This window comes from Micromonospora sp. NPDC085948 (assembly GCF_040686315.1).
GTDB lineage: Bacteria > Actinomycetota > Actinomycetes > Mycobacteriales > Micromonosporaceae > Micromonospora.
The window spans coordinates 138116-149772 of record NZ_JBFBJW010000006.1 but is presented as its reverse complement, the minus strand read 5'-3'; the positions used below and the strand labels follow the sequence as shown (position 1 = coordinate 149772).

The following is an 11657-nucleotide window of genomic DNA, read 5'->3' as shown; positions in this document are numbered from 1 at the left end:
GGCGACGGACCGCCACCCCGTAGGCAGGGGCGGCCGCTATGCTGCGCAATGGCACAAACGTTGCGAGGTGCCCCGCGCGAGTGGGGAGAATCGGGAAGCCGGTGTGAGTCCGGCACGGGCCCGCCGCGGTGACCGGGGAGCTGCCACCCACGCGTACCAGACGCAGCCACTGGCCCTGAGGGGCTGGGAAGGCGGGTGACCAGCGGAGATCCGGGAGTCCGAAGACCGGCCTCGCGTCATCGTCCCGTCAGGGGCGCGAGCGCAGCGGGAGCCTGCCTTGAACAACGGACTCTACGAGACCATCCACCGCCGTCGGGACGTACGTGCCCAGTTCACCGGGGCGCCGATCCCCGCGGATACGTTGGATCGGATCCTCACGGCGGCGCACGCCGCGCCGAGCGTCGGTCTCTCCCAGCCCTGGGACTTCATCCTGGTCCGCGATCCTGAGCTGCGGCAGCAGTTCCACCGGCACGTGGAGCGGGAGCGGGACACCTTCGCGGCCACTCTCGACGGTGCGGCGGCGGAACGCTTCGCCCGGATAAAGATCGATGGCGTACGAGAGTCGACGTTGTCGGTCGTGGTCACGTACGACCCGGAGCGGGGTGGGCCGGCCGTGCTCGGCCGTCACGCGATCGCCGACGCCGGCCTCTACTCGGTCTGTCTGGCGATCCAGAACCTGTGGCTGGCCGCAACCGCCGAGCAGCTCGGGGTCGGCTGGGTCTCGTTCTACCGGGAGCCGTTCCTGCGCGACCTGCTCGGCATCCCGGCCACCGTCCGCCCGGTGGCGTGGCTCTGCCTCGGCCCGGTCACCCATCTGGAGGAGACGCCGGACCTGGAGCGGCACGGCTGGCGTCAGCGACGTCCGCTGTCGTCGGTGATCCACCAGGATCGCTGGTCCGAGTGACCCGCACACAAACGAGCCCCGGGCGCGCGAACGCCCGGGGCTCGTCGCTGACGTGTCAGCTACAGCCGCTGGTGGAGCCGCAGCCCTCGCAGACGTAGCAGCTACCGGCGGGGCGCATCTTCGTACCGCAGGTGAAGCAGAGCGGCGCGTCGGCGGCCTTGCCGATCACGGCCTCCAGCAGTTCGGTGCTGGAACCCACGCTCGGAGCCGGCTTGGCGGCGGCCACGTCGGCCATCTCCTGGGCCGGCTGGGCGACGGCCTCCGACTTGGCCGGGGCCTCCACCGGAGCCGAGGACGCCATCGCGGTGAGCTCCGCGCCGGTGACGGCGGCGGCCTCCGCGTCGGCCTCGGCCCGCAACTGGGCGGCCCGCTCCGAGGCGGTGAAGATGCCCAGCTCGGCGCGGCGCTCGTAGGGCAGGAAGTCCAGCGCCAGGCGACGGAAGATGTAGTCCATCACCGAGGCGGCCATCCGCACGTCCGGGTCGTCGGTCATGCCGGCCGGCTCGAAGCGCATGTTGGTGAACTTGCTGACGAACGTCTCCAGCGGCACGCCGTACTGCAGGCCGATGCTGATGGCCACCGAGAAGGCGTCCATCACGCCGGCCAGGGTCGAGCCCTGCTTGGACATCTTCAGGAAGACCTCGCCGAGGCCGTCGTCCGGGTAGGACGACGCGGTGAGGTAGCCCTCGGCGCCACCGACGGAGAAGCTGACCGTCTCGGACGGGCGCTTCTTCGGCAGGCGCTTACGCACCGGCCGGTACTCGATGACCTTCTCCACGGCGGCCGGCGCGGCCTCGACCGCGGCCGGCTCGGTGGCCTTGTTGGACTTGGCCACCGAGAGCGGCTGACCGACCTTGCAGTTGTCCCGGTAGATCGCCAGCGCCTTGAGGCCGAGCTTCCAGCCCTCGAAGTAGATCTTCTCGACGTCCTCGACGGTGGCCGCCTCCGGCATGTTGACCGTCTTGGAGATGGCGCCGGAGACGAACGGCTGGATGGCCGCCATCATCCGCACGTGACCCATCGGGGCGATCGTCCGCTCGCCCATGGCGCAGTCGAAGACCGGGTAGTGCTCCGGCTTGAGGCCCGGGGCGTCCACCACGTGGCCGTGGTCGGCGATGTGCTCGACGATCGCCTCGACCTGCTCCTCGGGGTAACCGAGGCTGCGCAGGGCGCGCGGCACCGTCTGGTTGACGATCTGCATCGAGCCGCCGCCGACCAGCTTCTTGAACTTGACAAGCGCCAGGTCCGGCTCCACGCCGGTCGTGTCGCAGTCCATCATGAAGCCGATCGTGCCCGTCGGGGCGAGGACGCTGGCCTGGGCGTTGCGCCAGCCGAACTTGTCGCCGATCTTGTTGCCCTGGGTCCACTGTTTGGTCGCCTCGCGGACGATCGCGGTGGCCACCGGGCTGGTCGGCTTGATCTCGTCGTTGGCGGCGGCGTGCTTGCGCATGACCCGCTTGTGCGGCTCGGCGTTGCGGGCGTAGCCGTCGTACGGGCCGACGACGCCGGCCAGCTCGGCGGAGCGGCGGTACGCGGTGCCGGTCATCAGGGACGTGATCGACGCGGCGACCGAGCGGCCCTGCTCCGAGTCGTACGGCAGGCCGGTGGCCATCAGCAGGGCGCCGAGGTTGGCGTAGCCGATGCCGAGCTGCCGGTAGGCGCGGGAGGTCTCGCCGATCTTCTCGGTCGGGAAGTCCGCGAAGCAGATCGAGATGTCCATCGCGGTGATGACGAACTCGACGGACTTGACGAACTTCTCCACCTCGAAGCCACCGTCGGCGCGGAGGAACTTCATCAGGTTGAGCGAGGCCAGGTTGCACGAGGAGTTGTCCAGGTGCAGGTATTCCGAGCACGGGTTCGACGCGGTGATCCGCCCGGTCTCCGGGCAGGTGTGCCAGTCGTTGATCGTGTCGTCGTACTGCAGGCCTGGGTCGGCGCACTCCCAGGCGGCCTGGGAGATGGTGCGGAACAGCTTCTTGGCGTCGACGGTGTCGATCACCGAGCCGTCCAGCCGGCCACGCAGGTCGAAGCCCTTCTCGTTCTCGACCGCCGACATGAACTCGTCGGAGACCCGGACCGAGTTGTTGGCGTTCTGGTACTGCACGCTGACGATGTCGGAGCCGCCGAGGTCCATGTCGAACCCGGCGTCGCGCAGGGCGCGGATCTTGTGCTCCTCGCGCGCCTTCGTGACCACGAACTCCTCGATGTCCGGGTGGTCCACGTCGATGATGACCATCTTGGCCGCGCGGCGGGTCGCACCGCCGGACTTGATGGTGCCGGCGGAGGCGTCCGCGCCGCGCATGAAGCTGACCGGGCCGGAGGCGGTGCCGCCGGAGGAGAGCAGCTCACGCGACGAGCGGATCCGCGACAGGTTGACCCCGGAGCCGGAGCCGCCCTTGAAGATCAGCCCCTCCTCCTTGTACCAGTCGAGGATCGAGTCCATCGAGTCGTCGACGGCCAGGATGAAGCAGGCGCTGACCTGCTGCGGCGACGGCGTGCCGACGTTGAACCAGACCGGCGAGTTGAAGCTGAACACCTGGTGCAGCAGCATCCAGGTCAGCTCGTGGTCGAAGATCTCGGCGTCCGCCGGGCTGGCGAAGTAGCCGTACTCCTCACCGGCGGTGCGGTAGGTGGTGACCACCCGGTCGATCAGCTGCTTGAGCGACCACTCCCGCTCCGGGGTCCCCACCGCGCCCCGGAAGTACTTGGTGGTCACGATGTTCGCCGCGTTGACGCTCCACGACTGCGGGAACTCGACCCCCCGCTGCTCGAAGTTGATCGAGCCGTCCCGCCAGTTCGTCATCACGACGTCGCGGCGCTCCCACGCCACGTCGTCGTACGGGTGGACCCCCTCGGTCGTCCACACCCGTTCGATCTTCAGCCCCGCGCCTGCCTTGCTCCGTGAACGGCTAGTTGTCACGCCGTCGCCCCCCTCGTCTGCGCGGTCACCCACCGCGCGTCCTGATCTCTCGAAAACAGTGAAGTCAGTTGGTACGGCCGGCGGCCTCGACCGCGTCGGCCCGGCCCTGCTCCCGGGCTCGCGCCACGGCCCGCAACGTGTCGATCTCGCGCTCGAAGTCGGCGAGCGAGTCGAACGAGCGGTAGACGCTGGCGAACCGCAGGTAGGCGATCTCGTCCAGGTCGCGCAGCGGACCCAGGATCGCCAGGCCCACCTCGTGACTGGGGATCTCGGCGGCCCCCTTGGCCCGGACGGTCTCCTCCACCCGCTGCGCGAGCAACGCGAGGGAGTCGTCGTCCACCGGCCGGCCCTGGCACGCCTTGCGCACCCCGCCGATGATCTTCGTCCGGCTGAACGGCTCGGTCACCCCGCTGCGCTTGACGACCGCGAGGACCGCCTCCTCGACCGTGGTGAACCGCTTGCCGCACTCCGGGCAGGACCGCCGCCGTCGAATGAGCTGGCCGTCGTCGGCCTCCCGCGAGTCGACCACCCGGGAGTCAGCGTGCCGGCAGTACGGACACCGCATCGCCCACCTCCTTGAAAATGATCAACTGCGACCTGTGCGGAGCACCCCCGGGCACGACTCACCGCGACGGTGCCGTCCTCGGACGACGCCCGCCGTGATCGACGTTACGGGAGTGCGGTCGGTAGTCGGACCCAACCTGTGGGCAACTTACGCCCGTGTCACTACTACATCTAGGGGTCGACCGTATGTCGCCGGGGAAGCCGGGTCAAGTTCGCCGGCGTGTCCGGCGCGTCACGGACCATCTGGTCATCCACGACCGCCAGCACGTCCGAAAACCCCAACGTCGAGACCTCTCCCGGGTTACCGACCGGGCGGCCGGATCGGTCCGGAAAACGGCCGAGGATCGAACACCAGTGCTACTCGACGTACCATTTATCAGAACATCCGTACGACGGGAGCGGTTTTTCACCCCGACACGCCGGTGAGAGGTCGTACAGATGTTTGAAAATGACCGATCTCACCTATACGGTCATGAACAACGTGGCACCACCGCACGCACCACGAGCCGACGAGGCACCCAGCGCCGACCAGGGAGGACGGACGTGACCGAGGACCGGGCCAGCCGGCCGAAGAGCCCGCAGCAGATCACCGAGGCGGGCCCCCCGGCCACCCGACGCCGCACCGCCGCGCGCAGCCGGACGGGTCAGCCCGCCGTACGCCCGGTCACCCCGGTCGTCAGCGCCTTCCCCGACCCGGCGACCATCGACCTGACCGCCCGCCAGCGTCGCATCCTGGAGTTCATCCGCAACTGGGTGGAGCGGCACGGCTACCCGCCCAGCGTCCGGGAGATCGGCGAGGCGGTCGGCCTGGTGTCGCCGTCGAGCGTCGCCTACCAGCTCAAGGAGCTGGAAAAGAAGGGCTTCCTGCGCCGCGACCCCAACCGGCCGCGTGCCGTGGACGTCCGCGCCCCCAGCGAGGCCATCGACGACGAGCTGTCCCGGGCACAGCGACCGACCCCGGCGTACGTGCCGATGCTCGGTCGGATCGCCGCCGGTGGGCCGATCCTCGCCGAGCAGGCCGTGGAGGACATCTTCCCGCTGCCTCGCGAGCTCGTGGGTGAGGGCGAGGTCTTCATGCTCCAGGTCAAGGGCGACTCGATGCTCGACGCGGCGATCTGCGACGGCGACTGGGTGGTCGTCCGGCAGCAGCCGACCGCCGACTCGGGCGAGATCGTGGCCGCCATGCTGGACGGCGAGGCGACGGTCAAAACCTACCGGCGGCGCGACGGGCATGTCTGGCTGATGCCACAGAACCCGGCCTTCGACCCGATCCCCGGAGACGACGCGACCATCATGGGCCGGGTCGTGGCGGTGTTGCGCCGCATCTGACCGATCGGCGGGTGAGTGCTCACGGGCGCTCACCCGCGTCGGTTGCCCGATGCTGGCCCGTCAGTTGTTGAGGGCTGGCCCGTCAGTAGCGGTCGCCGCGGGGGCCGCGACCGCCCCCGGGATACTGCCCGTACGGATCGATGGGCTCGTCGTCGTCACGGCGACGGCCTGGCCGCTGGCCCCGGGAGTCGGATTCCGGCCCCCCGCGCCGGGGCGGTTCCGCGCGACCCGTGCCGGTGTGGCCACCGTCACCGCCGTACACACCGCTGACGGGACGACCACCCCCGCCCGGAGGGACAGCACCGGCACCCTGCGGACGGCCACCGCCACCCACCGGAGGACGACCGCCCCCTTGGGGGCGACCACCACCCGCCGGAGGACGAGCAGCGCCACCCGCCGGAGGACGAGCGCCGCCGTACACACCAGCGGCACCGCCGTCCGGTCGTGCCGCACCGTAGCCACCGTCGGCCGCGGTCGGTCGACCACCGCCGTACACGGCGCCACCCGCCGGAGGCGGGCCACCGCGACCCGCAGGGCCACCGCGGCCCGTACCACCTGCCGGTGGCGGGCCACCGCGACCGGTGCCGCCGCCGTAGGCGCTCGCCGGCGCCCCGCCACCGTAGACACCGCCCGTACGGTCACCCACCGCTGGCGCACCATCGACGGCCGGGCCCGGACGTGGGTTGAGCGGCTCGCCGTCCCGGGCCGACGTCTTCGCCACGTCGGCGGCCGGCAGCCGTCGGCGGGCCCGGACGATGCCGACGATGCCGGCAGCGACCAGCAGCAGGCCGATCACCCCGACCGCGCCGACCAGATAGGTGATGTCGTCGAAGTCCAGCCCGGCGGCCCAGGATGCCGAGGTCGCCTTCTTGATGTCCCCCGCCCCCGCCGCGACTGGCACCGCGGTCGACGTGGACGGTGAATAGCTGAGGATGTCGAGGGGCTCGTCCTCGCCGAACCGGAACGCGTCCGAGACGGTCAGGAACGACTTGCCGTCCGTGGAGTAGCTGATGGCCTCGCCGAACGGGTCCGCCAGCGCCGTCACCCGGGGCTTGCCGGTGGTGAGCGCGCCGACGATGTCACCGCCGCTCACGTCGTACTCGAAAGCGTCCGCGTAGGTGCGCAGGACCACCCGGGAGCCGTCCGGCGAGCGGGCCGCGCCGGTGATGGCGATCCGGCCGAACGTGTTGAGCGGGTTCTCCGTCTGGGTCTTCGGCAGCGTGATCTCGCCGACCTTGCGCATCGGCACCGAATCGGCCTCGCCGTTGCGCAGCGCCGCCGTCGGCGCGTAGATCTCGGCCTTGCCGCTGGTGACCTTCGTGATGACGAACGGTTTTCCGTCGTCACCGATGAGCAGTGCCTCGGCGTCGTGCGGCTTGCCCTCCGGGTAGGAGATCCGGTGCGGCGTCGGCTGCCTCGCGCCGGTGACCGGCATCGACCAGAGCGCGACGCGCGTGCGGCGCTCCTTCGCGTCGGCGTTGTCACCGGTGTCGGCGATCCAGAGGGTCGCGCCGTCCTTGGAGAGGGCGAGATCCTCGGTGTCGACCGGGCCCTGCCCCGGGTACCGGACCGGCTCCTTCGAGACCTTGCACTTGGTGTCGAGGAAGAAGATCCGCTCGCGCGCCGTGAGATCGGTGCTGTCGTTGATGACGACGTAGCCACTCTTGGTCGCGACCAGACCGGACAGCTCCCGCAGCCGCTCGTCGACGATCGTGCACCGCTTCTGGCCGGCGGTGACGGCGGGCGGCTCGGACGACCCGGGGCCGGGAGCCGCTGCGGCGACTCCGGCGAGCGCCACGGTTGCCCCGAACAGGCCGAGGGCAACCGTGACCGAGGAAACAACGCGGCGCATTCGGCCAGTGTCGCATGCCACGCGTTTCCGACGGATGACACCGTGGCCGCTCAGGAGCGGCTGCCCGCCGCCTGTCCCTGTCGCTCGACGTCGAACGGTGCCAGTTCCGCGGCGAGGTCCGCGGCGACGCGGACATGCAGCAGGGTGCCCTCCGGCAGGTGCGCCGTGCTGAGCACCTCGCCCGTGCGGTGCACCCGGGCAACCAGGTCACCGCGGTCGTACGGCAGCACGGCCCGGACCTCCACGGCCGGTCGCGGCAGCCGGTCCTCGATCGCCGCGCGCAGCTCGTCCATGCCCCGCCCGGAGTGCGCGGAGACGAAGATCGCGTCCGGCCAGAGCCGCTTGAGCCGCAGCAGCGAGTCCTCGTCGGCCGCGTCGGTCTTGTTGACCACCAGCAACTCGGGAAGCCGCTCCGCGCTCACCTCGGCGAGCACCGTGTGGACCGCCCGGACCTGCTCCTCGGGATCCGGGTGGGTGCCGTCCACGACGTGCACCACCAGATCCGCCTCCGCGACCTCCTCCAGCGTCGAACGGAACGCCTCGACGATCTGGTGCGGCAGGTGCCTGACGAAACCGACGGTGTCGGTCAGGGTGTAGATCCGGCCGTCCGCGGCGGTCGCCTTCCGGGTGGTCGGGTCCAGTGTCGCGAACAGCGCGTCCTCGACAAGCACGCCCGCGTCGGTCAACCGGTTGAGCAGGCTGGACTTGCCGGCGTTGGTGTAGCCGGCGATGGCCACGGCGGGAACGGAGTTGCGGTTGCGTCGGGCGCGCTTCGTGACGCGTACCGTGCGCATGCTCTTGATCTCGCGGCGCAGCCGGGAGATGCGGTGCCGAATCCGCCTCCGGTCGGTCTCCAGCTTGGTCTCACCGGGACCACGCACACCCACGCCGCCGCCGGCGCCGCCGCCGCGGCCGGAACCACCGGTCTGCCGGGAGAGCGTCTCACCCCAACCGCGCAGCCGGGGCAGCAGGTATTCGAGCTGGGCCAGCTCGACCTGGGCCTTACCTTCCTTGCTCTTCGCGTGCTGGGCGAAGATGTCGAGGATCAGCGCGGTCCGGTCGACGACCTTGACCTTGGTGCGCTGTTCCAGGTTGCGCAGCTGCGACGGGGACAACTCACCGTCACAGATGACCGTGTCGGCACCGCTGGACAGCACCACCGCGCTGAGGTCGTCGACCTTGCCGCGACCGATGTAGGTGGCCGGGTCGGGGCGACTGCGACGCTGGATGAGCCCTTCGAGCACCTGCGAACCGGCGGTCTCGGCCAGCAGGGCGAGCTCGGTGAGCGAGTTTTCCGCGTCCGCCGCCGTGCCCTCGGTCCAGACGCCCACCAGGACGACCCGCTCCAGCCGCAGCTGGCGGTATTCCACCTCGGTGACGTCGGTGAGCTCGGTTGACAGGCCCGGGACGCGTCGGAGGGACTGCCTCTCCGACAGATCCATTTCGCCGGTGGTGACGTCGTCGAGCTCGTCCTCGACGGGGACAAAGCTCTCCTGGTCTCGCAAGCGGTTCTCCTGTCCGTTTTGATAAGTGGAACGTAATCCTGACATGACACAACGCCGGACGCACCTGCTATATGCCCATGCTCCGAGTCTCGAAAAGCGGGGGCGAATGCTGGTCGGCTGCGTCAACCCGGTAGAAATGCGGGCGGCGGCCGACTGGCCGCACAGCCGTGACGGAGGGATCCCGTGGCCATCACCCGACTGCCGAGCGCCGGATTTTCGATCACCATCCGGATCGCCGTGACCGCTGACGCGTCCTCGATCGGGCGGCTCACCACCTCCGTCGGCGAGGCCGGCGCGATCGTCACGGCGTTGGACGTGGTGGACTCCGACCCGACGAACGTGATCGTCGACCTGACCTGCGACACCGCCGACGCCGGCCACGCCGACCAGGTGGTCGACGCGCTGACCGCGCTGGACGGCGTGGACGTGCGGAAGGTGTCGGACCGGACGTTCCTCCTGCACCTCGGCGGCAAGATCGAGGTGACGTCGAAGGTCGCGCTGCGCAACCGCGACGAGCTGTCCCGGGCGTACACCCCGGGGGTGGCCCGGGTCTGCATGGCGATCGCCGAGAACCCGGCGGACGCCCGGCGACTGACCATCAAGCGCAACACCGTCGCGGTGGTCAGCGACGGCTCGGCGGTGCTCGGCCTGGGCAACCTGGGTCCGGCCGCCTCGCTGCCGGTGATGGAGGGCAAGGCGGCGCTGTTCAAGCGCTTCGGCGGGGTGGACGCCTGGCCGGTGGTGCTGGACACCCAGGACACCGACGAGATCGTGCAGATCGTGAAGGCGATCGCGCCGGCGTACGGCGGGATCAACCTGGAGGACATCGCCGCGCCGCGCTGCTTCGAGATCGAGGCGCGGCTGCGCGAGGCGCTGGACATCCCGGTGTTCCACGACGACCAGCACGGCACCGCGATCTGCGTGCTGGCCGCGCTGACCAACGCGCTGCGGGTGGTCGGCAAGCAACTGGAGGACGTCCGGGTGGTCGTCTCCGGGGCCGGCGCGGCCGGCACCGCGATCATGAAGTTGCTGCTGCGCCAGGGCGTCGGCGACATCATCGCGTACGACCGCCAGGGCGCCCTGCACCGCGGGCTGACCGGGCTCAACTCGGCGTGGCAGTGGCTGGCGGACAACACCAACAAGGAGAACTACTCAGGCGACCTGCCGGGCGCGATCCGGGGCGCCGACGTGTTCATCGGGGTGAGCGCGCCGAACCTGCTCACCGGGGACGACATCGCCCAGATGGCCAAGGACTCGATCGTCTTCGCGCTCGCCAACCCGGACCCGGAGGTCGACCCGCGGGAGGCGCGCAAGCACGCCGCCGTGGTCGCCACCGGCCGCTCGGACCAGCCGAACCAGATCAACAACGTGCTCGCCTTCCCCGGAGTGTTCCGCGGGATGCTCGACGCGCACGCCGAGGAGTTCACCGAGGAGATGGCGATCGCGGCCGCCCGGGCCATCGCCGACGTGGTGGGCGAAGACAAGATCAACCCGACGGTGATCGTGCCGAGCGTCTTCGACTCCCGGGTCGCCCCGGCGGTCGCCGCCGCCGTTCGCGCCGCCGCGCACAACCCCAGCCCGCTGCCGGCAGCCGACCCCGGCCCCGCCGACCTCCCCGAGATCGCGGCCAACGCCAGCGCGACGCCCTGAACGAGTTCCCCCTGGTGATCAAGAGGTTTGCGTCAGGATCCGCGTTGTTCCTGACGCAAACCTCTTGATCAACCCGGGTGGCGGGTCAGGGGCGGAGCGTGGTCAGGTCTACGTCGCCTCTTGCCACCAGGACGGCGGGACCGGACAGCCAGCAGGAGGTCTCGGTGACGGTGACCGTCACCCGACCGCCGGGCACGTCCACGGCGATCACTCCGGTGTCCCGGCCGAGGTCACGCAGGGCCACCGCGCCCACCGCGCAGGCACCCGTGCCGCAGGACAGGGTCTCGGCGCTGCCGCGCTCGTACACGCGCATCAGGGTGTGCCCGTCGGCGTCGTCGACCGGATCGCCCGCCACGATGAACTCGACGTTCACCCCGTTCGGAAAGAACGCCGGGTCGAACCCGGGCGCGGTGGTCAAATCCAGCGCGGACAGCTCCACGCCGGCCGGCAGCACGCACACCAGGTGCGGGTTGCCGATGTCCACGGCGGTGCCGGCCAGGGTCAGCCCGCCCAGGGTGGCGGTCGAACTGTCGTACACCCGGGGTCGGCGCATCTCGACGGACACGGCGTCGCCCTCGACCAGCGCGCGCACGACGCCGGCCCGGGTGGCCACCGGCAGGGCCGCGCCGGCGGGCGTCGCCAACCCGGTGTCGAGCAGGTAGCGCACGAAGACCCGGGCACCGTTGCCGCACATCTCGGCGAACGAGCCGTCGGCGTTCCAGTAGTCCATGAACCACTCGGCCTCGCCGGCCAGCCCCGCGCCGTCCGGATGCTTGGCCGCCCGGACCACCCGCAGCACGCCGTCCGCGCCGATGCCCCGCCGCCGGTCGCAGAGCGCCGCGACCAGCTCCGGGGTCAGGTCGAGCTGACCGTCCGGGTCGGGAAGAAGGACGAAGTCGTTGCCGGTGCCGTGGCCCTTGGTGAACTCCACGC

8 protein-coding genes and 1 riboswitch are annotated in these 11657 nt (G+C 70.5%); of the genes, 3 read left to right on the top strand and 5 right to left on the bottom strand.

The features are described 5' to 3' along the window. Positions 1–48 precede the first annotated feature (48 nt). Positions 49–249, top strand: a riboswitch (cobalamin riboswitch). 28 nt (positions 250–277) lie between these two features. Continuing rightward, positions 278–904 carry a 5,6-dimethylbenzimidazole synthase gene (gene bluB, locus AB0O48_RS18085; protein ID WP_365066882.1) on the top strand — a complete coding sequence of 209 codons (627 nt, stop codon included), beginning with the start codon at positions 278–280 and terminating at the stop codon, positions 902–904. Between the two features lie 55 nt (positions 905–959). Here the strand turns inward: bluB and AB0O48_RS18080 are convergent, their stop codons facing one another. Then, on the bottom strand, positions 960–3857 hold the full coding sequence (locus AB0O48_RS18080) for a vitamin B12-dependent ribonucleotide reductase (RefSeq protein ID WP_357247526.1): 2898 nt from the start codon (positions 3855–3857) through the stop codon (positions 960–962). Between the two features lie 31 nt (positions 3858–3888). After that, on the bottom strand, positions 3889–4389 hold the full coding sequence (gene nrdR, locus AB0O48_RS18075; RefSeq protein ID WP_357247523.1) for a transcriptional regulator NrdR: 501 nt from the start codon (positions 4387–4389) through the stop codon (positions 3889–3891). 542 nt (positions 4390–4931) lie between these two features. On the opposite strand from nrdR, the gene lexA reads away from it, so the two are divergent. Beyond that, on the top strand, positions 4932–5717 hold the full coding sequence (gene lexA, locus AB0O48_RS18070; RefSeq protein WP_365066877.1) for a transcriptional repressor LexA: 786 nt from the start codon (positions 4932–4934) through the stop codon (positions 5715–5717). A gap of 82 nt (positions 5718–5799) precedes the next feature. Here lexA and AB0O48_RS18065 read toward each other — a convergent pair whose 3' ends face one another. Further along, a complete protein-coding gene (locus AB0O48_RS18065) occupies positions 5800–7569 on the bottom strand; it encodes a hypothetical protein (protein WP_365066874.1) in 1770 nt (589 codons plus the stop codon). A gap of 50 nt (positions 7570–7619) precedes the next feature. Further along, entirely contained in the window at positions 7620–9074 is a 1455-nt protein-coding gene (gene hflX / locus AB0O48_RS18060) for a GTPase HflX (RefSeq protein ID WP_357247514.1), read from the bottom strand. Between the two features lie 183 nt (positions 9075–9257). Here hflX and AB0O48_RS18055 point away from each other — a divergent pair, with 183 nt between their 5' ends. Further along, positions 9258–10724 (top strand): NAD-dependent malic enzyme, encoded by a 1467-nt coding sequence (locus tag AB0O48_RS18055; RefSeq protein ID WP_357070375.1) that lies wholly within the window; start codon positions 9258–9260, stop codon positions 10722–10724. Positions 10725–10809: 85 nt separating this feature from the next. Here AB0O48_RS18055 and dapF read toward each other — a convergent pair whose 3' ends face one another. Continuing rightward, positions 10810–11655: a diaminopimelate epimerase gene (gene dapF, locus AB0O48_RS18050; RefSeq protein ID WP_357247511.1), complete on the bottom strand. Its 846-nt coding sequence runs from the start codon at positions 11653–11655 to the stop codon at positions 10810–10812. Positions 11656–11657 lie beyond the last annotated feature (2 nt).